The following is a 25,472-nucleotide window of genomic DNA, read 5'->3' on the forward strand; positions in this document are numbered from 1 at the left end:
CCGGCACCGACCGCCCGCGCACCGAACGGCGCGTTGCCGGTAACCTGCGCCGAATGAGCGCCCTGAACCTCGATGACTTCGCGAACCTGATCGAGCGTCCCGACGGCGGCCGGCGCCGGGACGCCGAGGAGCGGCGGGAGCGCCGCCTCGTCCAGCCGGCCGCGCTGGGCCGCCTCGACGAGCTGGGCGACTGGCTGGCCTCCGTACAGCAGCAGGTTCCGGTCCGGCCCCTGGAACGGGTCCGCACGGTGCTGTTCGCGGGCGACCACGGGGTGGCGGAGCTGGGCGTCTCCGGGCGGCCAGCGAGCAGCGCCACCGAGCTGGTGCGTGCGGTGCTGGACGGGACGAGCCCGGCCGCGGTGCTGGCGCGCCGGTTCGGTGCCGCGCCGCGCGTGGTCGACATGGCGCTGGACTGCGACGCCGGTGAGCTGCCCGAGGACGTCACCAGGCACCGGGTGCGCCGCGGCTCGGGCCGGATCGACATCGAGGACGCGCTGACCGCGGAGGAGGCCGAGCAGGCGTTCCGCGCGGGCATGGCGATCGCCGACGAGGAGGCGGACGCCGGTACGGACCTGGTCGTGCTCGGCGACCTGAGCGTGGGCGGCACCACGGCGGCGGGCACGCTGATCGCCGCGCTGTGCGGCACGGACGCCTCCGTGGTCACAGGACGCGGCGGCGCCGGCATCGACGACCTGGCCTGGATGCGCAAGTGCGCGGCGATCCGCGACGCGCTGCGCCGGGCCCGCCCGGTGCTCGGCGACCAGCTCGCGCTGCTGGCCGCCACCGGCGGCGCCGACCTCACCGCGGCCACCGGCTTCCTGCTCCAGAGCGCGGTGCGCCGGACGCCGGTGATCCTGGACGGCGTGGTCTCGGCGGCGTGCGCGCTGGTGGCGCAGCGGATCGCGTTCCGCGCGCCGGACTGGTGGCTGGCCGGCCAGGCCAGCGGCGAGCCCGCGCAGGCCAAGGCGCTGGACCGGATCGCGCTCACGCCGCTGCTCGACCACGGCGTGACCGCCGGCGAAGGCACCGGCGCCCTGCTGGCCCTTCCCCTGGTCCAGGCGGCGGCGTCGCTGGCGGCCGAGCTGCCGGTACGGGAACCGGCGGACGAAAAGGACGAGGACGCACCGGGGCAGGACCCCGCGGAGGACTGATCCGCCGGGCCGGCGGCCGGCGGCGGCACCGGCCTCGGTGCGCCGGGCCGCCCGGTCGAACACCGCCGGGCCCTGCCGCCGCGGCCGGAGTCACGGCGGCGCGCGGCGGCCGAGGCGGAGATCACTCGGCCGCCGGGTGAACTTCCGGCCGCGAGGACGGGTCTACAGAGACGGTGCGCGGCCGGCGCGCACCCGGTGCCGCCGACGGCGCGTGCGCCGCCTGTCCTCACCCCCTGGCGGTGTCCCATCGAATCGCACCTCCGCGACCGTGCGGGACGCGCCGCGCGTGCCGAATGGGGCCCGCTGCTGGCGGCCGTGCGGGAGGCGCGGGCCGGCCGGACGTGGCGGGCCGTCCCGATGACGCTCGCCGCCGTGGCCCTCACCGCGTTCTGCCAGCTCGCGCAGAACCAGCACTGGGGATACGGGATCATCCAGCAGCTGGGCTGCGTCCGCGCCGCCGACCCGCTCCGGCTCGCCCTGCTGCGGACGCCGCTTTCCCTGTTCGTACCGGCCCTGGACCTGCCGGTGTGGGGCGCGCTGGCACAGATCCTGGTGGTCTTCGGGATCGCGGAGCTCGTCCTGGGCCGCCGCCGGACGCTGCTGATCGCGTACACGGCGTCGCTGGCCGGCACGCTGTACGCGCGCCTCGGCGTGGCCATCGGCCCCGGCTTCCCCCTCGGGCTGCCCGCCACCGACGCGCAGGTCGTGGACACCGGCCCGTCGGCGGCCGTGGTCGGCCTCGCCATGGCGGTGTGCTGGCGCCACCGGGCGTGGCTGACCGGTGCGCTGGTCGCGGCCCTGATGATCGCCGAGGTCCTCGTCAAGGCCAACCTCGCGGGCAAGGAGCACCTCGCGGCCATCGTGGCGGTGCTCGCGCTGTGCGGCGCCGCGGAACTCCGGCGGCAGGCCGGGTACGGCCGGGTACGGGCCGCCCCGGACGGCGAGGGGGCATGGGAGCCGGGTTAGCCTGCCGCGATGAGCGCCACCCCCACCGAGTCCCCCGCCGGCCCCCCGACCGTCGGCGACGCGCTGCGGTTCGCCTTCGGGACGCTGACCGTGCTGCCCGTACGGCTGACCCGCTGGGACCGGGCGACGGCCCGCGGCGGGATGCTCTGCGCGCCGGTCGCCGGGCTGGTCGTCGGGGGGTGCGCGGCGGCGCTCGGCACGGTCCTGCTCCTGCTCGGCGGCGGCCCGCTGCTGGCGGCCGTCGGCACGGTCGCGGTGCCCGCCGCGCTCACCCGCGGCCTGCACCTGGACGGGCTCGCGGACACCGCCGACGGGCTGGGCAGCGGCAAGCCGGCGGCGGACGCGCTGCGCATCATGAAGCAGTCCGACATCGGCCCGTTCGGCGTGATCGTGCTGCTCCTGGCCCTGCTCGCGCAGGTGGCCGCGGTGTCCGAGCTGTACGCGGCCGACCGGTCGGCGGGCGCGGTGGCGGCGGTGGCCGGGGCGGTCACCGCCCGGCTGGCCCTCACCCTCGCCTCCCGCACCGGCGTACCGGCGGCCCGCCCGGAGGGGCTGGGGGCCGCGGTCGCCGGGACGGTCTCCCCGCGCGCCGCCGCCGTCGCGGGCGTCCTGGTGGCCGCCGTGGCGGCGGCCGCCGGGTACGGGACGTACGGCGGGGCCGCGGGGGCGCTGCACGTCGTGCTCGCGGTGCTGCTCGGCCTGGGCGCCGCCGAGCTGCTGCTGCGGCACTGCCGGCGGCGGTTCGGCGGGGTGACCGGCGACGTCTTCGGCGGGCTGGCGGAGACCGCCGGGCTGGTGACGGTCGTGGTGCTGGCCCTCGGCTGACGCCCCGGACCGGCGGGTCAGCAGGTGCGCCGCCACGCCGTCAGGTCCATCTTCTTCTCCAGCGAGCTGAGCCTCAGCTTCCGGGAGGTGGCGCAGAAGCGGTCCGCCGGCAGCTCGTACTCCACGTGGAAGACGGCCTTGCCCGCGCGGATGAACGGGGTGAGCCGGTCGCACTCGCCGTACTGCGCGCACTGCTCGTTCACCGCGAAGTCGAAGTCCTTCACCAGCTGCGGGATCTGGTCGAGGTCGTTCTTCAGGCCGACCGCCATGCCGCGCTCGTGCGCGAGCCGGGCCACCATGCGGTTGAACTTCAGCTGGTCGGCGGCGGTGAGGGGGAAGCCGGAGCGGTTCGCGTAGCCGTCGACGTTGTCCGGCTCGATCGCGTCGTAGCCCCGGTCGCGGCACATGTCGAAGCGCTTCGCGAGCAGCGGCTCCAGGACGTCGAGCTTCCTGATGTCCAGCCAGCGCTCGCCCTTCCAGCCGTTGGACCGGCCGATGACGGACTCCGGGAAGTCGTCGGCGTCGGGCCGCCAGTCCTCCCAGGCGCCGACGCTGAGGTAGCAGATCACCTTGCGGCCGTCGCGGTGCAGGCCGGCCACGGTGGCCCTGCCGTGGTCGAAGCCCTCGATGTCGTAGACGGGCGCGTCGACACCGCGGTCGAGCCGGCCGGTCAGCTGCCACTGCCAGTCCGTACCGGGCTTCGGCTGCCACCGCTCCCCCGCCGCCCGGTCCTTCGTGCCGTCTCCCCCGTCTTCCCCGTCCCCGGACGGCGCCGGGCCGCAGGCCGTGGCGAGGGCGAGCACCAGGCCCGCCACGCCGAGCAGGAGGGGCGCCCGGCGGAGGCGGCGGGGCAGCAGTCTTCGGGGGGAGGCCGGTCGTTCCACTGAGGGATTCTCCACTTTCCTGTTGTGCAGCCGTGCGCGCGGGTGCGCGTCCGTCCTGGGTGACGGTGATCGGCGCCGGGCGGTTGCCCCGGCACGGCGCCGTCCCCTCCGGAGCAATCCGCCACAACGCCCAGATGTCGCCCAAGTAACGGTAAAAACAAAAGAGTTCGTCACCGCGTACGGCATTTCGACCGGTCAGCCGGGGGAACGGGTATGGCATCGCGCGGGACCCCGCGGGGCACCCAAGCGTAGGCTCGGCGCCAGCGGCGCCACGAGCGCTCATGGATTCCCCGGACGGAACAGGACCTTCAATACCGTGACTGCACTGACCCTCAGTACTTCTTCCGCCGCGACGCTGCGCGCGGACGCCGTCGTCATCGGCCTGGCCAAGGGTGACAAGGGACCCGTCCTGGCGCCCGGCGCCGACGCCGTGGGCGCGGCCTTCGACGGCAAGCTGGCCGACGTCCTGGAGACCCTGGGCGCGAGCGGCGCCGAGGGCGAGGTGACCAAGGTCCCGGCCGGCTCCGGACTCAAGGCGCCGGTCGTGCTGGCGGTCGGCCTGGGCGAGGCACCGGCCAAGGGCGAGGGTTACGACAACGAGGCGCTGCGCCGCGCCGCCGGTGCCGCGGCCCGCGCGCTGACCGGCACCAAGAAGGCCGCCTTCGCGCTGCCGGTCGAGGACGCCGACGCGGTGGCCGCGGTCTCCGAGGGCGCGCTCCTGGGCTCGTACAGCTTCACCGCGTACCGCAGCAACAGCGACGCCAAGAAGGGCGCGGCCGACAAGTCCGCGCCGCTGACCGACGTCGCCGTCCTGGGTGCCAAGCCGCGCGACAAGGCCCACAAGGCCGCGGCCGAGCGCGCGCAGGCCCTGGCCGCGGAGATCAACCGCGCCCGCGACCTGATCAACACCCCCTCCAACGGCCTCACCCCCAAGACCTTCGCCGCCGAGGCGCAGGCCGCGGGCAAGGAGTACGGCCTCAAGGTCGAGGTGCTGGACGAGAAGGCGCTGAAGAAGGGCGGCTACGGCGGCCTCATGGGCGTCGGCCAGGGCTCGGAGAACCCGCCCCGGCTCGTGAAGATCACCCACACCCACGCCAAGGCCAAGAAGCACCTGGCGCTGGTCGGCAAGGGCATCACCTACGACTCGGGCGGCATCTCCCTGAAGCCGGCCGGTCACAACGAGACGATGAAGTGCGACATGAGCGGCGCCGCCGCCGTGTTCGCCGCGGTCGTCACCGCGGCCCGCCTGGACCTCCCGGTCAACGTCACCGGCTGGCTCGCGCTGGCGGAGAACATGCCCTCCGGCTCGGCCACCCGCCCCGGCGACGTGCTGACCATGTACAGCGGCAAGACCGTCGAGGTCCTGAACACCGACGCCGAGGGCCGGCTCGTGCTGGCCGACGCGATCACCCGCGCCTCCGAGGAGACCCCGGACGCGATCGTCGACGTCGCGACGCTGACCGGCGCCATGGTGCTCGCCCTGGGCAACCGCACCTTCGGGATCATGGCCAACGACGACGCCTTCCGCACCTCCGTCCACGAGATCGCGACCGAGGTGGGCGAGCAGTCCTGGCCCATGCCGATGCCCGCCGAGCTGCGCAAGGGCATGGACTCCCCGGTCGCCGACATCGCGAACATGGGCGAGCGGATGGGCGGCGGCCTGGTCGCCGGCCTCTTCCTCCAGGAGTTCGTCGGCGAGGGCATCACCTGGGCGCACCTGGACATCGCGGGCCCGGCCTTCCACGAGGGCGCACCGTACGGCTACACCCCCAAGGGCGGCACCGGCTCCGCGGTCCGCACCCTGGTCCGGCTGGCCGAGCGCACCGCGGCGGGCGACCTGCTCTGACCTGCGGCGCAGGCCACATTTCGGGAGGCCCCGGGCGCTGTGCCCGGGGCCTCCCGTGCGCGCGGACGCCGATGTTCGCTCTCGACGAAATCCGCACGGTCGTGCGGCTGGGTACGCGGCCCGGGCAGCCGATCGGCGGGCCCTGAGCCCGGCCCGCCGTCCCGTCCGTGTTCAACAAGTGCGAAGATGGGGCCTGGCAGGACAGGGCCCCCCTTACCCAGGGCCGAAGTAACCAAGCGGCCGAACAACAGCCGCCGTCCGGTCATCGGAGACCGGCTCCGGCGTACCCATGCATGGAGGACGTGACGTGGCGAACGACGCCAGCACCGTTTTCGACCTAGTGATTCTCGGAGGCGGTAGCGGCGGCTACGCGGCTGCCCTGCGCGGGGCGCAGCTCGGCCTGGACGTCGCCCTGATCGAGAAGAACAAGCTCGGCGGCACCTGCCTGCACAACGGCTGCATCCCCACCAAGGCGCTGCTGCACGCCGGTGAGATCGCGGACCAGGCCCGTGAGGCCGCCCAGTTCGGTGTCAAGGCCTCTTTCGAGGGCATCGACATCGCCGGGGTCCACAAGTACAAGGACGAGGTCATCTCGGGCCTGTACAAGGGTCTGCAGGGCCTGGTCGCCTCCCGCAAGGTGACCTACATCGAGGGTGAGGGCCGGCTGTCCTCCCCCACCTCCGTCGACGTGAACGGCCAGCGTGTCCAGGGCCGCCACATCCTGCTGGCGACCGGCTCCGTGCCGAAGTCGCTGCCGGGTCTGGAGATCGACGGCAACCGCATCATCTCCTCGGACCACGCGCTGACGCTGGACCGCGTGCCGGAGTCCGCGATCATCCTGGGCGGCGGCGTCATCGGCGTCGAGTTCGCCTCGGCGTGGAAGTCCTTCGGGACCGACGTCACGGTGATCGAGGGCCTGAAGCACCTCGTCCCGGTCGAGGACGAGAACAGCTCCAAGCTGCTGGAGCGCGCCTTCCGCAAGCGGGGCATCAAGTTCAACCTCGGTACCTTCTTCGAGAAGGCCGAGTACACCGACAACGGTGTGAAGGTCACCCTCGCCGACGGCAAGACCTTCGAGTCGGAGGTGCTGCTGGTCGCGATCGGCCGCGGCCCCGTCTCGCAGGGCCTCGGTTACGAGGAGGCCGGGGTCGCCATGGACCGCGGCTACGTCCTCGTCGACGAGTACATGCGGACGAACGTGGAGACCATCTCCGCGGTCGGCGACCTCGTTCCCACCCTCCAGCTCGCGCACGTCGGCTTCGCCGAGGGCATCCTGGTGGCGGAGCGGCTGGCCGGTCTGAAGACCGTGCCGATCGACTACGACGGCGTGCCGCGCGTGACGTACTGCCACCCGGAGGTCGCCTCCGTCGGTATCACCGAGGCGAAGGCCAAGGAGCTGTACGGCGCCGACAAGGTCGTCGCTCTGAAGTACAACCTCGCGGGCAACGGCAAGAGCAAGATCCTCAAGACCGCGGGCGAGATCAAGCTCGTCCAGGTCAAGGACGGTGCCGTGGTCGGCGTCCACATGGTCGGTGACCGTATGGGCGAGCAGGTCGGCGAGGCCCAGCTGGTCTACAACTGGGAGGCACTGCCGGCCGAGGTTGCGCAGCTCATCCACGCGCACCCCACGCAGAACGAGGCGCTCGGCGAGGCCCACCTGGCGCTGGCCGGCAAGCCCCTCCACTCCCACGACTGACCCCCAGTCCGGGCGCGACCACATCCGCACCATTCGTTAGGAGCAACAGAAACCATGGCGGTTTCCGTAACCCTTCCGGCGCTCGGCGAGAGCGTCACCGAGGGCACCGTCACCCGATGGCTCAAGGCCGAGGGTGAGCGCGTCGAGGCCGACGAGCCCCTGCTGGAGGTGTCGACCGACAAGGTCGACACCGAGATCCCCGCCCCCGCCGCCGGCGTTCTGGCGTCCATCAAGGTCGCCGAGGACGAGACCGTCGAGGTCGGCGCCGAGCTGGCCATCATCGACGACGGCTCCGGCGCCCCGGCCGAGCAGTCGGCTCCGGCCGAGGAGCCCGCTCCGGCCGCCGAGCCCGAGCCGCAGCCCGCCGCCGAGGCCGCTCCGGCCCCGGCCGAGCAGCCCGCTGCCGCCCCGGCCGGTGGTGCCTCCGGTACCGACGTCGTGCTGCCCGCGCTGGGCGAGTCGGTCACCGAGGGCACCGTCACCCGGTGGCTGAAGGAGGTCGGCGAGTCGGTCGAGGCCGACGAGCCGCTGCTGGAGGTCTCCACCGACAAGGTCGACACCGAGATCCCCGCCCCCGCCGCCGGCACCCTGCTGGAGATCGTGGTGGGCGAGGACGAGACCGCCGAGGTCGGCGCCAAGCTCGCCGTCATCGGCGAGAAGGGTGCTGCCCCGGCTCCGGCCGAGGCCCCGGCCGCTCCGGCTCCGGCCCCCGCCGCCGAGCAGCCCGCCCCGCAGGAGGCCCCGAAGCAGGAGGCGCCGAAGCAGGAGGCCCCGGCCCCCGCTCCGGCTCCGCAGGCCGCCCCGGCGCAGGCTCCGGCTCCCGCCGCGCAGCCCGCCCCCGTCACGCCGGCGGCCCCCGCCGGTGAGCCCGACGGTGCCTACGTCACCCCCCTGGTCCGCAAGCTGGCCCAGGAGAACGGCGTGAACCTGGCCTCGGTCCAGGGCACCGGCGTCGGTGGCCGCATCCGCAAGCAGGACGTCATCGCCGCCGCCGAGGCCGCGAAGACTGCTGCTCCGGCTGCTGCCGCCCCGGCCGCCTCCGCCGCGCCCAAGGCGCCGGCGCTGGAGGTCTCGCCGCTGCGTGGCCAGACCGTCAAGATGCCGCGGATGCGCAAGGTCATCGGCGACAACATGATGAAGGCCCTGCACGGCCAGGCGCAGCTGACCTCCGTGGTCGAGGTGGACATCACCAAGATCATGCGGATGCGCAACAAGGCCAAGGACGCCTTCGCCGCCCGTGAGGGCGTCAAGCTGTCCCCGATGCCGTTCTTCGTCAAGGCCGCCGTCCAGGCGCTGAAGGCCCACCCGGTCATCAACGCCCGGATCAACGAGGACGAGGGCACCATCTCCTACTTCGACTCCGAGAACGTCGGAATCGCGGTGGACAACGAGAAGGGCCTGATGACCCCGGTCATCAAGGGCGCCGGCGACCTGAACATCGCGGGCATCGCGAAGAAGACCGCCGAGCTGGCCGGCAAGGTCCGCGAGAGCAGGATCAGCCCGGACGACCTGTCGGGCGCGTCCTTCACGATCAGCAACACCGGCTCGCGCGGTGCGCTGTTCGACACCGTCATCGTGCCGCCGAACCAGGTCGCCATCCTGGGCATCGGCGCCACCGTCAAGCGTCCGGTGGTCGTGGACCACCCGGAGCTGGGCGAGACCATCGCGGTCCGCAACATGACGTACCTGTCGCTCTCCTACGACCACCGTCTGGTGGACGGCGCGGACGCCGCCCGCTACCTGACCACGGTCAAGCAGATCCTGGAGGCCGCCGAGTTCGAGACCGAGATCGGTCTCTGATCCCGCCCGGTCGTCAGCAGGTGTGACGAAGGGGACGGCCCCGGTTCGTACGAACCGGGGCCGTCCCCCGTTGCGCTTCCGCAGATAATGAAACGCTGGCCCGCCCGTCCCGTGCGCCGGCCCGTCCGCCGCTAAGGAGCACCGCATGACCCCACCCGTCATCCACTCGCTGCGCGAGCAGATCCGCGAGCACATCCTCGAGGGGATCGTCAGCGGTCGCTGGCAGCCGGGCGAGCGGATCGTCGAGCGGCGCATCGCGGTGGAACTGGAAGTCAGCCAGACGCCCGTACGGGAGGCCCTGCGCGAGCTGGAGAGCCTGCGGCTGATCGAGTCGGCCCCGAACAAGGGCGTACGCGTACGGAACCTGACCGCGGCCGACCTCAAGGAGAGCTATCCCGTCCGGGCGGGGCTGGAGCAGGTCGCGGCGGAGCTGGCGGCCGGCCGGCTGGCGGACGACACCGCGGCCCTGGAGCGCGAGGTGGCGGCGCTCACCACGGCCGACGCGGCGGCGGACGGCGAGGCGCAGGTGCGGCACACCGTGGCCTTTCACCGTGAGATCATTCGGGCCGCGGAGAACGGCGTGCTGCTGCACACCTGGGAGTCGCTCGGCGTGGAGGTGTGGACGACGCTGTCGATCCGCTGGTTCTCGCCCGACCCGCGGTCGCACGCCCAGGACCACCAGGAGATCGTCGACGCGTTCCGGCGGCGCGACCCCAAGATCGGGGAAATCCTGCGGACACACGTCCTGAGCTGCGCACCTCGCGTCTGAGGGGTGCCGGAGGGGTCCGGAGGCGACGCTGACGGACGTACCGGAGTGAGCCTCCGGGGGCTCATCTGAGCCTGGCACGCGGTGCCCAAATTGGCGACACCCCGTGCCGACCTGGGGTTTTTCCGCCTATGAGCGTTGATCGATCATCGATCAGGGGCGTATCGTCGGTCAGCGGGGCGCGACACCTGCCTGCCAGCACAACCTCGCACCCTCCCTCCCTCCGTCCGGAAAGGGGCCACCCATGCCCGATCCCGTACGCCCCGCGTACAGCCAGCTCGACCAGCTCCCGGACAGGGACCCGCAGGAGACGGCCGAGTGGCGCGAGTCGCTGGACGCCGTCACCAAGGCAGCGGGCCCGCAGCGCGCGGACTACCTGATGCGCCGCGCTCTGGAGCACGCCTCGCAGGCCGAGGGGTCCACCCTCCCCGCTCTGCTGGAGACCGAGTACGTCAACACCATCCCCACCGCCGACGAGCCGGAGTTCCCCGGCGACGAGGCGATGGAGGCCCGCATCACCGCCTGGAACCGGTGGAACGCGGCGGCCATGGTGACGCGCGGCTCCAAGGACGGCCTCGGCGGCCACATCGCCACCTTCGCCTCGGCGGCCTGGCTCTACGAGACCGGCTTCCAGCACTTCTTCCGCGGCAAGGAGGGTGACGGCTCCGGCGACCAGCTCTACATCCAGGGCCACGCCTCCCCCGGCATCTACGCCCGCGCCTTCCTCGAAGGCCGGCTCACCGAGGACCACCTCGACCACTTCCGCCGCGAGGCCGGCGGCGAGGGCCTGCCCTCCTACCCGCACCCGCGGCGCCTCCCCTGGCTGTGGGAGTTCCCCACCGTCTCGATGGGCCTCGGCCCGATCTCCGCGATCTACCAGGCGCGCTTCAACCGCTACCTGGAGCACCGCGAGATCAAGGACACCTCGAACTCCCACGTCTGGGCGTTCCTGGGCGACGGCGAGATGGACGAGCCCGAGTCGACCGCCGCACTGGCGCTGGCCGGCCGTGAGGGCCTGGACAACCTCACCTTCGTCATCAACTGCAACCTGCAGCGTCTGGACGGCCCGGTCCGCCCGAACTTCAAGATCGTGCAGGAGCTGGAGGCCCAGTTCCGCGCGGCCGGCTGGAACGTCATCAAATCCCTGTGGGGCCGGGCCTGGGACGAGGTCTTCGCCCAGGACGCCGACGGCTCCCTGGTCCGCCGCCTCCGGGAGACCCCGGACGCGCAGTTCCAGACGTACGCCACCCGCGACGCGGCCTACATCCGCGACCACTTCTTCGGCGCGAACGACGCCCTCAAGGCCATCGGCCAGGGCCTGTCCGACGCCAAGCTCATCGAGCTGTTCCAGACCTCCCGCGCCGGCCACGAGCCGCGCAAGGTCTACGCCGCGTACAAGGCCGCCGTCGAGCACAAGGGCGCGCCGACCGTCATCCTGGCGCAGACCGTCAAGGGCTACACCCTCGGCGCGGGCTTCGAGTCCCGCAACGCCAACCACCAGATGAAGAAGCTGACCGGCGAGGAGTTCCGCGCCATGCGGGACCTCCTGGAGCTGCCCATCCCGGACAGCGCGCTGGACGACAAGCTGGTGCCGTACTGGCGCCCCGCCGAGGACTCCCCCGAGATGGAGTACCTCCGCAAGCGCCGCGCGGAGCTCGACGGCCCGGCCCCGGCCCGCAAGGTCACCCCGAAGCCGCTGCCGATGCCGTCGGAGAAGGCGTTCGACGCACTGAAGAAGGGCTCCGGCAGCCAGGAGATCGCCACGACGATGGCGTTCGTCCGCCTGGTCAAGGACCTGATGCGGGACAAGGAGACCGGCAAGCGCTGGGTCCCCGTCGTCCCCGACGAGGCCCGCACCTTCGGCATGGAGTCCCTCTTCCCGTCCGCCGGCCTCTACTCCCCCGTGGGCCAGACGTACGACCCGGTCGACCGTGACCAGCTCCTGTACTACAAGGAGGCCAAGAACGGTCAGATCCTGAACGAGGGCATCACCGAGGCCGGTTCGCTCGCCGACTTCACCGCCGCGGCCACGGCGTACGCCACCCACGGTGAGCCGATGATCCCGTTCTACATCTTCTACTCGATGTTCGGGTTCCAGCGGACCGCCGACCAGTTCTGGGCGCTCGCCGACCAGCTCGGCCGCGGTTTCGTCATCGGCGCGACCGCCGGCCGTACGACGATGACCGGTGAGGGCCTCCAGCACGCCGACGGCCACTCCCACCTCATCGCCTCCACCAACCCGGCGGCGCTCTCCTACGACCCCGCGTTCGCCTTCGAGGTCGCGGTGATCGTCAAGGAAGGCCTCCGCCGGATGTACGGCGAGAACGCCGAGGACGTCTTCTACTACCTGACGGTCTACAACGAGACCAAGGTGCAGCCGGCCATGCCCGAGGGCGTGGAGGAGGGCATCCTCAAGGGCCTGTACCGCTTCAAGCAGGCCGAGGGCGCCACCGACAAGGCCCCGAAGACCCAGCTGCTGGCCTCCGGCACCGCCATCCACTGGGCCCTTGAGGCGCAGCGGATGCTCGCCGAGGAGTGGGACGTGGCGGCCGACGTCTGGTCCGCGCCGTCCTGGACGGAGCTGCGCCGCGACGCGCTGGAGTGCGACGCCGCGCGCTTCAAGGGCGAGGACCGCGTGCCGTACGTGACCCGCGCGCTGGCCGGCGCCGAGGGTCCGGTCGTGGCGGTCAGCGACTGGATGCGGGCCGTGCCCGACCAGATCGCCCCCTGGGTCGAGCAGGACTGGGTCTCCATCGGCACCGACGGCTTCGGTCTCTCCGACACCCGTGAGGCCGCCCGCCGTTACTTCGGCGTCGACCCGCAGTCCGTCGTCGTCCAGGTCCTCGCGGCGCTCTCCCGGCGCGGCGAGGTCAAGGCGGAGACGGTCAAGGAGGCCGCCGAGAAGTACGGCCTGTGAGCCGTACCCCCGTACGGCCCGAGTGCCGTACCCGCAGGACGCCGGGGCCGTAGCGCTCCGGTCAGCACCGGGACCGTGCCTCCCGGTGGGCGCCGGGGCCGTGAGGGAGCCCCGGCGCCACCCCCGGCGTACGGGCCACGCGCCCGTACGCCCCCCAGCTCCCGTGCGGAGGCAACCACCCGCGCCCGGACCTCCGCACGGGAAACCTTTTCCAGCCGGACCGCTGCCCGCCGACGGCGGCAGCGGCCCGGCTGTCGGTGGTGAGCGGCATCATGAACGCATGCGTGCTGCCCGGCTGATCAAGATGGTGCTGCTGCTCCAGTCCCGGTCCTCGATGACGGGGGCCGAGCTGGCGCGCGAGCTGGAGGTCTCGGAGCGCACGGTCGCCCGGGACGTCCTCTCCCTCTCCGAGGCCGGCATCCCCGTCTACGCCGACCGCGGCCGGACCGGCGGCTACCGCCTCATCGGCGGGTACCGCACCCGCCTCACCGGCCTGGGCCGCAGCGAGGCCGAGGCCCTCTTCCTCGCCGGCGTGCCCTCCGCGCTGCGCGAGCTGGGCCTGGCCGACGCCGCCTCCGCCGCGCGTCTGAAGGTCTCCGCCGCCCTCCTCCCCGAGCTGCGGGACGCCGCGACCGGCGCGGCGCAGCGCTTCCACCTGGACGCGCCCGGCTGGTATCAGGAGCCGAGCACCCCCGAGCTGCTGCCCACGATCGCCGAGGCACTGTGGGACGACCGCGTGCTGACCGCCCGTTACGACCGCAAGGGCACCGAGGTCGACCGCGTCCTGGAGCCGTACGGGCTCGTCCTGAAGGCGGGCGTGTGGTACCTCGCGGCCGAAGCGGCGGACGGCCGTGCCGGTACGGCTGACCGTGCCGGTGACGGTGGCCGCGACAGGGCCCGTTGCCGGGTCTACCGGGTCGAGCGCTTCCGCTCCGTCGCCGCCGGCGCGGACCGCTTCGTCCGCGACCCGGACTTCGACCTGCCCGCTTTCTGGGAGGAGCGCGCCGCCCAGTTCGCCCGCTCGATCCTGCGGGACGAGGTGACCGTGCGGCTCACGCCGGCGGGCGCGCGCCGGCTGCCGCACGTCACCGACCGCGTGGCGGCCCGGGAGGCCCTCGACGCGGCGCCGGCCCCCGACGGCCAGGGACGGATCACCGTCACACTCGCCGTCGAGTCCCCCGATGTCGCCTGCTCCCAGCTGCTCGGCCTCGGCCCCGAGGCCGAGGTCCTGGCCCCGCCCGAGCTGCGCGCCCGCTTCGCAGAGGCGGGCCGGCGCATGGCTGAGCTGTACGGGCCGTGAGACCGGTGGTCTACCGGTACCCCGTCACATCCGCCGGCTTCCCCGGCCCCTGCACCTCCTTCATGTACCGCCAGGCGTCCGGCGCCGAACCGTCCGCGTCCGTGAAGCCGTACTTCCCGGCCAGCCCGCCGCTGGACAGCGACTGCCCGTTCCACCGCGCCACGTCCGGATCGGTGGCCAAAGCCGCCAGCGCCCGCCCCACGAACGTCGGCGACTCCGAGATCGCGAAGTGCGGGTTCTGCGCGCACCCGTCCCGCCAGCTCTCCTCCGGCACCTTGAAGTGCGTGTCGAGCATCGCCTCCGAGCGCAGCCACCCCGGCGTGAGGCAGAGCGCCGTGCAGCCGTACTCCGCCAGCTCCTCCGCGAGGTCCTGCGCGATCCGGATCGGCGCGCTCTTCGCCAGGTCGTAGTAGAGCGGCTTGCGGTACTCCCGGTTGGACTCGGCCGTCCCGTCCGTGACCTCCACCAGCAGCCCGCCGCGCCGCCGGATCAGCAGCGGCAGCGCGTACCGGCTGGTGATCAGGTGGCTCTCGACACCGAGCCGCAGCACCCGCAGCCCCTTGTCGAGGTCGTGCTCCCATGCCTTCTTGTCCCACTCGACGTGCCGGTCCCCGCCCCACAGGTCGTTGACCAGCACGTCCAGCCGCCCGTGGTCCCGCTCGATCCGCTCGACCAGCGCGCGCACCTGGTCCGGCTCCAGATGGTCGACCGGTACGGCGATGCCGGTGCCCCCGGCTGCGCTGACCAGTTCCGCCGTGCCCTCGATCGTCTCGGTGGCCCGGCCCACCTCGCTGACGTGGTCCCGTGTCGTACGCCCGGTGACGTAGACGACCGCGCCGGCCCGCCCCAGCTCCACGGCCATCGCCCGGCCCGCGCCCCGGGTGGCCCCGGCGACCAGCGCCACCTTGCCGGCCAGTGCCCCGGCCCCTGCCGCCGTGCCGCCGGTGGCCTCCGCCATGGTGCCCGTGGCCTCCGCCGCCCCGCCGCTGCTCCCCGTCGCTTTTGCGCCCACTTCTTCTCCCTCTTTCCTTCGCGTGGCGCGACTTTCGCACCGCATCCCGTCACCTCCTGTCCGGTTTTCCGTGGAATTCCGTGTCGGTAACGACCCGGACGGATGCTCGCGCTCCGCGTGCGTCGCCGGGCGGCAGGCTGGATGCTGGACCCTGTGATGGACGAGACGGAGTTCTGGGAGCTCATCGACGACTCCCGCGAGGCCGCCGAGGGCGACCCCGAGGAACAGGCCGATCTGCTGGTCGAGCGGCTGATGCGGCGCGACCCCGACGCCGTGATCGACTTCGCCCGGCACTTCGAGGCCCGCTACAACCGCGCCTACTCCTGGGACCTGTGGGCCGCCGCCGCCATCCTGCTGGACGGCGCGAGCGACGACGCCTTCGACTACTTCCGCTGCTGGCTCATCGGCCAGGGCCGCGAGGTCTTCGAGGGCGCGCTGCACGACCCCGACCGGCTCGCCGACCTGCTCCCGGAGTTCGACGAGGAGGAGGACGGCGACGCCGAGGACCTGGGGTACGCGGCGGACGAGGCGTACGAGCGCCTCACCGGCGCCGTGATGCCCGACCTCGGCATCGCCCCCGCCCCCCGGGAGCCGCTCGGCACCGTGATCGACTTCGAGGACGACGCCGCCCTGGAGGAACGCTTCCCCGCCCTCTGGGAACGCTTCCGCGACACCTCGTGGTGAGGAACGACGGTGACGTGAGGAACGACGGCAACGTGAGGAACGACGTCGACCGCCCTCAGCCGCACGCCCGGGCCGCTCGTGGGCCTGGCTCGGGGCACGGCCGGTGGTACTCGTGGCCCGACTCGGAGCGCGGCCGGCGGTACTCGGGGCACGGCCGGTGGTACTCGGGGCACGGCCGGTGGTGACGGAGGCCGGTGGCCCTCAGCCACCTCAGTCCCCCTCCCCCACCCCGTTCAGACCCCGCCCCATCAGCACGTCGTCCACGTACCGCCCCTCCAGCCGGAACTCCCCCGGCAGCACGCCCTCCACCCGGAACCCCGCCGACTCGTACAGCCGCCGGGCCGGCGCGTTGTGCCCCAGCACCCGCAGCGTCATCCGCTCCGCGCCCTCCGCCACCGCGCGGTCGACCGCCGCGGCCAGCAGCGCGCGGGCCACCCCGCGCCCGCGCACCCGGTCGTCCACCGCCAGCCCCTGTATCTGCCGCACATGGGCATTGCAGTCCAGCGGCGTCGGCCGCACCAGGCGCAGATAGCCCGCGATCCGCCCGTCCACCACCGCCACCAGGAAGTCGTCCGGTACGTGCCAGGCGTCGAAGAACGGGTCGTACGGCGGCTCCGGCCGCGGCTGGACGGAGTGCAGCGGCGACCAGGTACGCCGGTCCAGGGCCCCCAGCGCCGCCTCATCGGCGGGCACGGCGGTACGTACGATCAGCTCGGGCATGCGGGTCACTGTGCCACGCACCCGTCACGACCGGCAGTATGGGGACCATGCGGATCGCGATCACCGGCTCGACCGGTCTCATCGGCACGGCGCTCCTGCAATCACTGCGCACGGACGGGCACGAGGTACTGCGCCTCGTCCGGCGCGCGCCACGCGCGACGGACGAAGTCGCCTGGGATCCCGAACGGCAGACCGTCGACACCGCGTCGCTCGCGGGCTGCGACTCCGTCGTGCACCTCGCCGGCGCCGGCGTCGGGGACCACCGCTGGACGGCCGCCTACAAGAAGCAGATCCGCGACAGCCGGGTCCTGGGCACGGCCGCGATCGCCGAGGCCCTCGCCTCCCTCGACACCCCGCCGCGCTCCTTCGTGTGCGGCAGCGCGATCGGCTACTACGGCGACACCGGGTCACGCCGCGTGGACGAGGACGCCCCGCCCGGCGACGGCTTCCTCGCCGGGGTCTGCGTCGACTGGGAGGCCGCGGCCGAGCCTGCCGTCGAGGCCGGGATCCGTACCGCCTTCGCCCGCACCGGCCTGGTCGTCTCACGCTCCGGCGGCGCCTGGGGCCGCCTCTTCCCGATCTTCAAGGCCGGGCTCGGCGGCCGGCTCGGGAACGGCAGCCAGTACTGGTCGTTCATCTCCCTGCACGACCACATCCGCGCCCTGCGCCACCTCATCGACGACGCCACGCTGTCCGGCCCGGTGAACCTCACCGCGCCGGAGCCGGTCACCAACCGCGAGGCGACGGCCGCCATGGGCAAGGTCCTGCGCCGCCCCACCCTCTTCACCGTCCCGCCCCAGGCGCTCCGGCTGGCCCTCGGCGAGTTCGCCGAGGACGTCCTCCAGAGCCAGCGCGTCGTCCCCACCCGCCTCCAGGACTCCGGCTTCACCTTCACCCACCCCAGCATCACCTCGGCCATCAGGGCAGCGGAGCGCGACTGAGGGCTGCGGGGCGGCTACTCGGCAAGGCCCGCGGCGCGGCCGCGCACCCGGCTTCGAGCCACCGGCACGAGAAGTACCGCCCCGCACACGAGCCACGCGAGGAAACAGCACCACAGTCCGAGGGCTTCGACTCGGATGAGACTGGCGACGCCGTCGGTGAAGACGCAGTCGACGACCGGCGGCACAACGCTCCGGTCGGCTCCTACGATCTCCCCGCCCGGCGCGGTGTGCAGATGCCTGACCTGCCACCTGAAGCACTCATTGCCGAGGTCGGTGGAGGACAGGCCCATCAGCCGGTCGACTCGGGTGAGCCAGATCGTGGCGCCGACCGCAGGCGCCACGATCACGCCCCCTCTCGCCCAGCGCGGCGTGCGCGAGAGCGGCCGGTCGACCGCCCAGGCAGCCGCGCCCGCCACCAGCAGGGCGGCCCCGCACCACATCGCCCACCCGCCCGCGGCGGTGGGAAGTGGGACGGTCCGAACGTGCCCGAGTCCGTCCAGTAGCACGCCAGCCGCGGCGGGAACATGTCGACACGGACGCCGGTCAGCAGGTAGTCGTCGTCGAGCGTCCGCCGGCCGCACACCGCCTCCGGCTGTGTCAGCGCGAACCCGTACGCGAGCGTGTGCGCGTACCCCACGGCCACCACGCTCGCTCCGAGCACCAGCCACCGCCGGTGCCGCGCCGGACGCCGCCGAAGCTTCCAGACCACGTAACAGGGCACCCCGACCACCAACCACCCCCCGACGGCCAACAACAACCCGATCCCCACCAACACGCCCCACCCCTCCTCACCCCACGGCGCCGCTCCAGAGCCGACACCCCCACCTCACCCCACGGCGCCGCCCCAAAGCCGACACCCCCACCTCACCACCAGAGGCAAACACCGCCCCGCCGGTTCCCTCCAACGACGCACTACAGGGTTGGGGCGGGCGGTGGGCCCCTCGGGGGCTGGGGTTGGGGCGGGTGGTGGGGCCCCCTCCCCCCTCCCCCACCCCCCTTCGTTTCGGTCTTTGGATTGTTGTGCGGGTTGCCTCTGGCACGCGCGGGGTGCATGGGCGGCGTGCGACCCCGTGTGCGTCGGTCCGGGTGCGGGGGTGGGTATCAGGGAGGCTCGCGAAGGGCATGAGACGTGGGCCGAAACCCCGGCCGACCCTGGGAGGGACACGTGCCGCGCACCCCCGCTTCCCGAAACCCCTCGCCCCAGCCGGCGCCTCCGCCGGACACCGTGGACGTCGTCATCGTCGGTGGTGGAGTGGCCGGACTGGCCGCCGCGCACCACCTCACCCGCGCCGGCGCCACGGTCGCCGTCCTGGAGGCCGCCGACCGCGTCGGTGGCCGCGCGACCACCGAGGAGCTGGACGGCTACCGCCTGGACCATGGCAGCCAGCTGCTGGTCACCTCCTATCCGGAGCTGAGCGGCACCCCGGCGCTCGGCGACCTCGCACTGCGGCCCTTCGCCCCCGGTATCTGCCTGCACAACGGGCGTCGCACCCAACGCATCGGCGCCGTACGGAGCACGAGGGTCGCACTCTCCACCGCGCGCGCCCTTTCGCGCGCCTCCGCACGCCCCGCGCCGCGCTCCGGCGTCCGTATCCCCTCGCTCCCCGGTCCCCGCCTGCCCTCGTCCAGAGCGCCGCAGAGCGCGGCCTCCCGTCTCCCCTCACTCGTCACGCCCCGCCTGCCCAGCCTCGGGCAGCTGGGCCCCATACGGTCGCTCGGCACGCTCGGCCAGCTGGGACCGCTCGGCACCGCCCGCCTGCCGTCCCTCGGAGCATCCCGGCTCCCCGGACTCGGTCTCGGCGCCAACCGGCTGCCCTCGCTCGGCTCCTCCCGACTCCAGGCGCTGCGCACTGCCCCGAGCGCGCAGCGAGCGTCGCGGACCGCCTCGGCCCCGGGCCGCGACCAGCCCGTCCTCGATGTCCTGTCGCCCCGCGCGGCCGCGCTCCGGCCGCTGCTGACCGCCCTGCTCGGCGACCCCACGCTGCAGGGCTCCAGCCTCGGCGCGGCCCTCACGCTCGAGGCCTTCGCGACCGGGCGGCTCTGTCTTCCGGCGGGAGGTGCGGCGAGCGTCCCCGAGCTGCTCGCCGCCTCGCTGCCGCCGGGCACCGTGCGCACGTCCGTCCGTGCCGTCTCCGTCTCCACCACGCTCGTCACCACCTCCGATCAGCGTCAACTGCGGTGCCGCGCGGCGCTCGTGGCCACGGGGGCCCGCGATGCCGCGGAGCTGTTGCCGGGGCTCCGGGTCCCCGATTTCCATCCGGTGACCATGTTGCACCACACCGCCGACAGCACCCTGAGTTATCCACAGGCGCAGGACGCGACGCTGTTCCTGCCGACGGACGGGCCGGTGGCGTACAGCTACGTCGCGAGCGCGGTCGATCCCTCGCGTACGCCGCCCGGCCGGTCGCTGATCACCACGGCGGTGCTCGGCTCCGCCGCGACGCTGCCGGCCCGAGCGCTCGACAAGACGGTCCGGCCGCAGCTGGAGCGGCTGTACGGCACCGCGACCGACGGCTGGCGGCTGCTCGCCGCGCACCACGATCCGTACGCCGTGCCGGCCATGCCCGCGCCGCACGATCCGCTGCGGCCGGTACGCGTACTGGCCGGGCTGTACGTCTGCGGCGACCATCGCGACACCGGCACCGTCCAGGGCGCGCTGCGTTCCGGCCGCCGGGCCGCCCGCGCGCTGCTGCAGGACTTCGGCATGGCGATGGCGGACGACTCCGCCCCCGCCCTGTTCGACGCCGCCTGAGAGCCACCGGGGCCCGGCGTCCCGCCACCCCCGAAGCCCGGTCCGCGGCACAGCCCGGCCCCCGCCGAAGCCAAACACCGCCCGCAGGGCCCGGCCCCGTCGGCTCCGCCACCCCACGCGGCGGGGCCGGGACGGCACCCTCGCCGTCCCGGCCCCGCTTTCCGGCCCCGCCTTCCGGCCCCATTTCCCGGTCCGCGCCCCGGCCCCCGCCGCGGTCCCGCCCGCCGACGCCCCGGGCCCTTCCGCCGGGCGCCCACCCGGCACCCCAGGTACCCCCAGTGCTCCCGGCGCTCAAGGCAACGCGGCATTCAACGGAACCCGGTACTCAAGGCGACCCCGTACTCAACCCAGCGCGGTCACCTTGTCCCGGTAGCCGCGTACGGCTGCGGCGTCCCGGTACGGCTCCAGTCTGCGTTCGAAGTCCCGTACGTACTCATGCACCCGTACGGAACGCATCTCCGCGGCCTGTACGGCGGCCTCCGCGCCCAGTGTGCACGCCTGTTCCAGTTCGCCGAGGCCGAGCCGGGCGGTCGCCAGGACGATGCGGCAGAGCAGCCGGCTGCGGGCGTAGCCGGCGCCGCGGAGCTGCAGCGAGCGCTCGGCGTGCTGAGCCGCCGCGCGGTACTGCTGGAGGTCGCGGTGGCAGTGCCCGAATTCGTCCGCGAGCTGCGCTTCGTCGAAGAGGCGTGCCCAGTGCGGCACCTCGTCCCCGGGCCGCGCGGCCTCCAGGGCCCGTTCGGCGCGGGCCAGGGAGGCGGTACAGGCGCGCACCTCTCCCAGTACGGCGTGGCCACGGGCCTCGGCTGCGTGCAGCAGTGTCTGGACCAGGGGCGGCGGACCGCTGCCGATGCCCTGCTGGGCCACGCGGGCGAGCTGGACCGCCTCCCGGCCGTGGCCCAGGTACACCGCCTGGCGGCTCATCGTGATGAGGACATAGCTCCCGTAGGCGCGGTCGCCCGCCGCCTGGGCCAGCCGGAGCGCCTGCACGAAGTAGCGCTGCGCGAGTCCGTGGGCGGTGATGTCGTACGAGGTCCAGCCGGCGAGCCGGGTGAGGTCGGAGGCGGCGGAGAAGAGCCGGCGTCCGGTGGCCTCGCTGTACGAACCGCGCAGCATGGGCTCGGCCTCGTGCTCCAGGTAGCGCACGAGGGCCTGGCGGGCGTGACCGCCTCCGTAGGCGTGGTCCAGCGTCCTGAACAGCTCGCCGACCGAGCGCAGGGCGGCGATGTCGCCGCTGGACACGCGGTAGCCGTGCGCCGGGTCCGGGCGCTCCGTACGGTCGGGGCGGCGCTGCCGGGGCACTCCGGCGCGGACCTGCGCGGGCACCCGGGGTTGCCCGGCCGGTGCGGGCAGCCCGCCCTCGGGGGCCGGTTCGCCGCGCGCGACGCGTTCGTCGGCGCGGCCGATGAGCCAGTCGCGGCTGGGGACGACCAGACCGGCCGGGGTGAACGCGATCTTCCGCAGTTCGGCGTGGCTGCCGGAGTCCTTGCGCCACAGGCCGCTGACGATGTCCACCGCTTCGGTGGGGGTCGCTGCGAATTCCAGCCCTGCGTACACGGGTGCGCAGGCGTCCAGTCCCAGGTCCTGTGCCGACAGCCGGCGTCCGAGACGGCGGGTGAACACCTCGGCGATCAGCGCGGGGGTGGTGCCGCGTGGCTGCTGGCCGCGCAGCCATCTGGTCACCGATGTCTTGTCGTAGCGCAGGTCGAGCCCGTGTTCCAGCCCCAGCTGGTCCACCCGGCGGGCCAGACCGGCATTGGAGAAACCCGCCTCCGCGATCAGCGCGGCGAGTCTGCGGTTGGGTGTGCGTTGCGGCGATCCCTCAAGCTGTGGGCCTGGGTCGGGTCGTTCCGTCATCAGCTTTACGGTCTCCTGCCTTCCGGGCCGCGCCGCCCGGGCCCGGTCGACACCGTCCGGCGCTTTCGCCCTCCTGGAACGGCGTGAATGTAGCGGCCCAAGGGGGACTTCCGGCCACGATTCGTCCGCGTTCATCCGATCGTGTGAGCACAGCTCCGCAGGCCGACGCGGCTCCCCGCGGTCCACACCTGGTGTCCGGTTCCGCGCTCCCTCTTGACACCCCGCCCGACCGCCCCCCCGGCTCCTGCCCGGTCGCCCTCCCGAGAGCCGCCGCCGTCCCTCGTCGCGACCGCCGCCACGCACACCGGAGGGCTGCCCGCATGCACATCTGACGGCCGTCCGCACGCACAGTGGAGGACGATCACCCGCACGCGTGCCGGGCCGCCTCCACAGCCACCCGCGGCGGCGCACGCCGGAACCCCACGGCGGGACGAGCGCCGTGCGCGCGGGAAACGAGGACGTGCGGCGAGCGCCGTGCGCGCGGGGCAAGGGCACATGCGGCGAGCGCCGTGCGCGCGGGGAGCAAGGAGGCCCGGCAGGCTCCGCGCGCGCCCGTACCGCCCGTGACCGGCCGCCGCACTCTCCCGTGCCCGGCCCCACCATCCCGTGCCCGGCCCCGCCACACCGTCCCGCAACCGGCGCCCGCACCCTCCCATGACCGGCCACCGCACCGTCCCGTGCCCGGCCCCGCCATCCCATGACCGGCCGACGCACCCTCCCGTGACCGACCTCCGCCCCCCGCGACCGGCGGCCACCGGCCCCCGCACCACCCCGCTCCCGGCCCCCGTACCGCCTCGTAACCGGCCGCCCGACGTGCTTTTCGGGCACGGCCGTACAGTGGGGACGGGCGCGAAGGTTGCGATAAGAGGAGCCGCCATGAGTGAGCTGCGCTTTGTCCGGATGGGCTTCGGCGCCGACGCCGTGGAGTACCAGACGGCGTGGCAGGAGCAGCGCCGGGTGCACGCCGCCCGGTTCGCCGACGAGATTCCGGACACCTGCCTGCTGCTGGAGCACCCGCCCGTGTACACGGCGGGCCGGCGTACGGCGGAGAACGAGCGCCCGCTGGACGGCACCCCCGTCGTCGACGTGGACCGCGGCGGGAAGATCACCTGGCACGGCCCGGGCCAGCTGGTCGGCTACCCGATCCAGAAGCTGCCGCGCCCCGTGGACGTGGTGGCGCACGTACGCCGCCTCGAAGAGGCGCTGATCCTCATGGCGGCGGAGTTCGGCGTGGCGACCACCCGTATCGAGGGCCGCAGCGGCGTCTGGGTGCTGGGCGACCCGGTGGAGCAGCGCGCGGCCCTGGGCGGCCTCAACCTCGACTTCGACCCGCGCGTGAACGACGAGCTGTTCGACCCGCGGCTGAACGGTCCGGAGTACGCCCCGTCCAACGCCGGGCAGCGCCGTGAGGACCGCAAGCTGGCCGCGATCGGGATCCGGGTGGCGAAGGGCGTCACCATGCATGGCTTCGCGCTGAACGTGAACCCGGACAACACCTCGTTCGACAAGATCGTGCCGTGCGGCATCCGGGACGCGGGCGTGACTTCGCTCTCGTACGAACTGGGCCGTGAGGTCACCATCGAAGAAGTACTGCCGGTCGCCGAGAAGCACCTGGCGGACGTGCTGGAGAACGCCGAGCTCCTGCCCCGCGCCGTCTGACCCGGCCCGCCGGCGCCTCCCACGAGGGGGCCCGGCGGAATGCAGCCCGGCGGTAGCGGGTTGCGCAGCACGTAAAGACGTGCGAATCAACGGGCGTACCCTGGGTACGCCGAAGAAACGAAGCTTAGGGAGCCGGAGTGTCCGCTGTCGCACCCGACGGACGCAAGATGCTGCGCCTGGAGGTCCGGAACAGCCAGACCCCCATCGAGCGCAAGCCCGAGTGGATCAAGACCCGGGCGAAAATGGGCCCCGAGTACAACCAGCTGCAGGGCCTGGTGAAGAGCGAGGGCCTGCACACGGTCTGCCAGGAGGCGGGCTGTCCCAACATCTTCGAATGCTGGGAGGACCGCGAGGCGACCTTCCTCATCGGCGGTGACCAGTGCACGCGCCGCTGCGACTTCTGCCAGATCGACACCGGCAAGCCGCAGGAGCTGGACCGCGACGAGCCCCGCCGCGTGGCCGAGAGCGTCCAGACCATGGAGCTGCGCTACGCCACGATCACCGGCGTCGCCCGTGACGACCTGGACGACGGCGGCGCCTGGCTGTACGCCGAGACCGTCCGGCAGATCCACGGCCTGATGCCCGACACGGGCGTGGAGCTGCTGATCCCGGACTTCAACGCGGAGCCCGACCAGCTGGCCGAGGTCTTCTCCTCGCGCCCGGAGGTGCTGGCCCACAACGTGGAGACGGTGCCGCGGATCTTCAAGCGGATCCGTCCGGGCTTCCGCTACGAGCGGTCCCTGAAGGTCATCACCGAGGCCCGCAAGGACGGCCTGGTGACCAAGTCGAACCTGATCCTGGGCATGGGCGAGACCCGTGAGGAGATCAGCGAGGCGCTGCAGGACCTGCACGACGCGGGCTGCGAGCTGATCACGATCACCCAGTACCTGCGCCCGTCGGTGCGGCACCACCCGGTCGACCGCTGGGTGAAGCCGCAGGAGTTCGTCGAGCTGAAGGAGGAGGCGGAGGAGATCGGCTACAAGGGCGTCATGTCCGGGCCGCTGGTCCGCTCCTCGTACCGGGCCGGCCGGCTCTACCAGCAGGCGATGGACAAGCGCGCGGAAGAGGCGGAGCGCCCGGCGGTGTGAGCACTCCGCCGGGCGGGGACGCCCGGCAGTGTGATCACCATCGGGAAGCGCCCGCATGGTGGACGGGGCGCCGTCGCACCACGTCGATCACCTTCGGGCGCCGCCCATCCGCATGATCATTCGTGAATTCTTTGCATTCGTGAGCGCTCGTTTCGGGCCCAGGGGATGTGAATCCCGGCACACGCCGGACGGTGCGGCCCGCACTTCTCCCAGGCTGGAGGGGTGCGGGCCGCACTGACGTTTCATGGGCGTTTGACCGTGCGGTCATCCGTTGGTAACACCGTTCCGTAAGGCTTTCAGTGACGATGGATGCACGCACCGCTCACACCCCCGTTGTTCCCACCACCCCGAAGGGGACTCACGCCATGCAGGCCGCGCCCGTCCGCGACACCGCTGCTCTGCCCACCCCGGCTGCTCTGCCGATCCCGTCCGTCACCGGCGCCCTGCGCGCCGTGGAGTCGCTGCTGATGCGCAACGGTCAGCGCACCGCCCGCCGAAATGCCTGGACTGCCGTCCTTGAGGACCGGCGCCGGGCGGAGGACCGAAGGGCCGCCCAGTACGTACTGGAGGCCGCGGCGACCCGGAGCACCTCGGCCACGTAAACTTCCGTA

Annotated in this window: 20 protein-coding genes; 15 read left to right on the forward strand and 5 right to left on the reverse strand. The window is 73.2% G+C overall.

Going from position 1 to position 25,472, the window contains the following annotated elements; translation table 11 throughout:
- Positions 1 to 53: 53 nt before the first annotated feature.
- From ACZ6WH_RS11140 to ACZ6WH_RS11150, 3 genes are all read left to right on the forward strand, one after another.
- Positions 54 to 1,151, forward strand: a complete 1,098-nt coding sequence (locus tag ACZ6WH_RS11140) for a nicotinate-nucleotide--dimethylbenzimidazole phosphoribosyltransferase (RefSeq protein WP_469727603.1) — start codon at positions 54 to 56, stop codon at positions 1,149 to 1,151.
- 357 nt (positions 1,152 to 1,508) lie between these two features.
- Entirely contained in the window at positions 1,509 to 2,117 is a 609-nt protein-coding gene (locus ACZ6WH_RS11145) for a hypothetical protein (RefSeq protein WP_469727604.1), read from the forward strand.
- A 9-nt stretch (positions 2,118 to 2,126) separates the two neighbouring features.
- Complete coding sequence (locus ACZ6WH_RS11150) at positions 2,127 to 2,942, forward strand: adenosylcobinamide-GDP ribazoletransferase (RefSeq protein WP_469727606.1); 816 nt, start codon at positions 2,127 to 2,129, stop codon at positions 2,940 to 2,942.
- Positions 2,943 to 2,959: 17 nt separating this feature from the next.
- Here the strand turns inward: ACZ6WH_RS11150 and ACZ6WH_RS11155 are convergent, their stop codons facing one another.
- Positions 2,960 to 3,826: an endo alpha-1,4 polygalactosaminidase gene (locus ACZ6WH_RS11155; protein WP_469727607.1), complete on the reverse strand. Its 867-nt coding sequence runs from the start codon at positions 3,824 to 3,826 to the stop codon at positions 2,960 to 2,962.
- Between the two features lie 316 nt (positions 3,827 to 4,142).
- Here ACZ6WH_RS11155 and ACZ6WH_RS11160 point away from each other — a divergent pair, with 316 nt between their 5' ends.
- From ACZ6WH_RS11160 to ACZ6WH_RS11185, 6 genes are all read left to right on the forward strand, one after another.
- Positions 4,143 to 5,672 (forward strand): leucyl aminopeptidase, encoded by a 1,530-nt coding sequence (locus ACZ6WH_RS11160; RefSeq protein WP_469727608.1) that lies wholly within the window; start codon positions 4,143 to 4,145, stop codon positions 5,670 to 5,672.
- A gap of 307 nt (positions 5,673 to 5,979) precedes the next feature.
- Positions 5,980 to 7,368 (forward strand): dihydrolipoyl dehydrogenase, encoded by a 1,389-nt coding sequence (gene lpdA, locus ACZ6WH_RS11165; protein WP_399708235.1) that lies wholly within the window; start codon positions 5,980 to 5,982, stop codon positions 7,366 to 7,368.
- Positions 7,369 to 7,422: 54 nt separating this feature from the next.
- On the forward strand, positions 7,423 to 9,168 hold the full coding sequence (gene sucB, locus ACZ6WH_RS11170; protein WP_469727609.1) for a 2-oxoglutarate dehydrogenase, E2 component, dihydrolipoamide succinyltransferase: 1,746 nt from the start codon (positions 7,423 to 7,425) through the stop codon (positions 9,166 to 9,168).
- Positions 9,169 to 9,313: 145 nt separating this feature from the next.
- Positions 9,314 to 9,937: a GntR family transcriptional regulator gene (locus ACZ6WH_RS11175; RefSeq protein WP_361565568.1), complete on the forward strand. Its 624-nt coding sequence runs from the start codon at positions 9,314 to 9,316 to the stop codon at positions 9,935 to 9,937.
- Between the two features lie 241 nt (positions 9,938 to 10,178).
- Entirely contained in the window at positions 10,179 to 12,851 is a 2,673-nt protein-coding gene (aceE, locus tag ACZ6WH_RS11180; RefSeq protein ID WP_469727611.1) for a pyruvate dehydrogenase (acetyl-transferring), homodimeric type, read from the forward strand.
- Between the two features lie 280 nt (positions 12,852 to 13,131).
- On the forward strand, positions 13,132 to 14,151 hold the full coding sequence (locus ACZ6WH_RS11185) for a helix-turn-helix transcriptional regulator (RefSeq protein ID WP_469727613.1): 1,020 nt from the start codon (positions 13,132 to 13,134) through the stop codon (positions 14,149 to 14,151).
- Between the two features lie 10 nt (positions 14,152 to 14,161).
- On the opposite strand, the gene ACZ6WH_RS11190 is transcribed toward ACZ6WH_RS11185, so the two are convergent.
- The gene (locus ACZ6WH_RS11190; protein WP_469728005.1) at positions 14,162 to 15,109 is read right to left on the reverse strand and encodes an SDR family oxidoreductase; all 948 of its coding nucleotides are present in this window, start codon (positions 15,107 to 15,109) and stop codon (positions 14,162 to 14,164) included.
- Positions 15,110 to 15,319: 210 nt separating this feature from the next.
- Between ACZ6WH_RS11190 and ACZ6WH_RS11195 the strand changes: the two genes are divergently transcribed.
- Positions 15,320 to 15,847: a DUF4240 domain-containing protein gene (locus ACZ6WH_RS11195; RefSeq protein WP_361565847.1), complete on the forward strand. Its 528-nt coding sequence runs from the start codon at positions 15,320 to 15,322 to the stop codon at positions 15,845 to 15,847.
- A 210-nt stretch (positions 15,848 to 16,057) separates the two neighbouring features.
- Here ACZ6WH_RS11195 and ACZ6WH_RS11200 read toward each other — a convergent pair whose 3' ends face one another.
- Positions 16,058 to 16,567 carry a GNAT family N-acetyltransferase gene (locus tag ACZ6WH_RS11200; protein WP_469727615.1) on the reverse strand — a complete coding sequence of 170 codons (510 nt, stop codon included), beginning with the start codon at positions 16,565 to 16,567 and terminating at the stop codon, positions 16,058 to 16,060.
- A 38-nt stretch (positions 16,568 to 16,605) separates the two neighbouring features.
- Between ACZ6WH_RS11200 and ACZ6WH_RS11205 the strand changes: the two genes are divergently transcribed.
- On the forward strand, positions 16,606 to 17,508 hold the full coding sequence (locus ACZ6WH_RS11205; protein ID WP_469727616.1) for a TIGR01777 family oxidoreductase: 903 nt from the start codon (positions 16,606 to 16,608) through the stop codon (positions 17,506 to 17,508).
- 14 nt (positions 17,509 to 17,522) lie between these two features.
- Here the strand turns inward: ACZ6WH_RS11205 and ACZ6WH_RS11210 are convergent, their stop codons facing one another.
- Positions 17,523 to 17,849: a hypothetical protein gene (locus ACZ6WH_RS11210; RefSeq protein WP_469727617.1), complete on the reverse strand. Its 327-nt coding sequence runs from the start codon at positions 17,847 to 17,849 to the stop codon at positions 17,523 to 17,525.
- 824 nt (positions 17,850 to 18,673) lie between these two features.
- Here ACZ6WH_RS11210 and ACZ6WH_RS11215 point away from each other — a divergent pair.
- Positions 18,674 to 20,260 (forward strand): NAD(P)/FAD-dependent oxidoreductase, encoded by a 1,587-nt coding sequence (locus ACZ6WH_RS11215; RefSeq protein WP_469727618.1) that lies wholly within the window; start codon positions 18,674 to 18,676, stop codon positions 20,258 to 20,260.
- 342 nt (positions 20,261 to 20,602) lie between these two features.
- Here the strand turns inward: ACZ6WH_RS11215 and ACZ6WH_RS11220 are convergent, their stop codons facing one another.
- Positions 20,603 to 22,114, reverse strand: a complete 1,512-nt coding sequence (locus ACZ6WH_RS11220) for a regulator (RefSeq protein ID WP_469727619.1) — start codon at positions 22,112 to 22,114, stop codon at positions 20,603 to 20,605.
- An 876-nt stretch (positions 22,115 to 22,990) separates the two neighbouring features.
- On the opposite strand from ACZ6WH_RS11220, the gene lipB reads away from it, so the two are divergent.
- From lipB to ACZ6WH_RS11235, 3 genes are all read left to right on the forward strand, one after another.
- On the forward strand, positions 22,991 to 23,773 hold the full coding sequence (gene lipB / locus ACZ6WH_RS11225) for a lipoyl(octanoyl) transferase LipB (protein WP_361565588.1): 783 nt from the start codon (positions 22,991 to 22,993) through the stop codon (positions 23,771 to 23,773).
- Positions 23,774 to 23,910: 137 nt separating this feature from the next.
- Positions 23,911 to 24,861 (forward strand): lipoyl synthase, encoded by a 951-nt coding sequence (lipA, locus tag ACZ6WH_RS11230; RefSeq protein WP_361565591.1) that lies wholly within the window; start codon positions 23,911 to 23,913, stop codon positions 24,859 to 24,861.
- Between the two features lie 365 nt (positions 24,862 to 25,226).
- Positions 25,227 to 25,463, forward strand: a complete 237-nt coding sequence (locus tag ACZ6WH_RS11235; RefSeq protein WP_432853345.1) for an SCO2195 family GlnR-regulated protein — start codon at positions 25,227 to 25,229, stop codon at positions 25,461 to 25,463.
- The last annotated feature ends 9 nt before the right edge of the window (positions 25,464 to 25,472 follow it).

The sequence above is a fragment of the Streptomyces sp. NPDC050806 genome (assembly GCF_055586425.1).

Excerpts from the sequence above, each read along its gene's own strand:
- ACZ6WH_RS11140 (WP_469727603.1), top strand. The coding sequence starts at position 54 with ATGAGCGCCCTGAACCTCGATGACTTCGCGAACCTGATCGAGCGTCCC.
- ACZ6WH_RS11145 (WP_469727604.1), top strand. The coding sequence starts at position 1,509 with ATGACGCTCGCCGCCGTGGCCCTCACCGCGTTCTGCCAGCTCGCGCAG.
- ACZ6WH_RS11150 (WP_469727606.1), top strand. The coding sequence starts at position 2,127 with ATGAGCGCCACCCCCACCGAGTCCCCCGCCGGCCCCCCGACCGTCGGC.
- sucB (WP_469727609.1), top strand. The coding sequence starts at position 7,423 with ATGGCGGTTTCCGTAACCCTTCCGGCGCTCGGCGAGAGCGTCACCGAG.
- ACZ6WH_RS11175 (WP_361565568.1), top strand. The coding sequence starts at position 9,314 with ATGACCCCACCCGTCATCCACTCGCTGCGCGAGCAGATCCGCGAGCAC.
- aceE (WP_469727611.1), top strand. The coding sequence starts at position 10,179 with ATGCCCGATCCCGTACGCCCCGCGTACAGCCAGCTCGACCAGCTCCCG.
- ACZ6WH_RS11185 (WP_469727613.1), top strand. The coding sequence starts at position 13,132 with ATGCGTGCTGCCCGGCTGATCAAGATGGTGCTGCTGCTCCAGTCCCGG.
- ACZ6WH_RS11190 (WP_469728005.1), bottom strand. The coding sequence starts at position 15,109 with ATGGCGGAGGCCACCGGCGGCACGGCGGCAGGGGCCGGGGCACTGGCC.
- ACZ6WH_RS11195 (WP_361565847.1), top strand. The coding sequence starts at position 15,320 with ATGGACGAGACGGAGTTCTGGGAGCTCATCGACGACTCCCGCGAGGCC.
- ACZ6WH_RS11200 (WP_469727615.1), bottom strand. The coding sequence starts at position 16,567 with ATGCCCGAGCTGATCGTACGTACCGCCGTGCCCGCCGATGAGGCGGCG.
- ACZ6WH_RS11205 (WP_469727616.1), top strand. The coding sequence starts at position 16,606 with ATGGGGACCATGCGGATCGCGATCACCGGCTCGACCGGTCTCATCGGC.
- ACZ6WH_RS11220 (WP_469727619.1), bottom strand. The coding sequence starts at position 22,114 with ATGACGGAACGACCCGACCCAGGCCCACAGCTTGAGGGATCGCCGCAA.
- lipB (WP_361565588.1), top strand. The coding sequence starts at position 22,991 with ATGAGTGAGCTGCGCTTTGTCCGGATGGGCTTCGGCGCCGACGCCGTG.
- ACZ6WH_RS11235 (WP_432853345.1), top strand. The coding sequence starts at position 25,227 with ATGCAGGCCGCGCCCGTCCGCGACACCGCTGCTCTGCCCACCCCGGCT.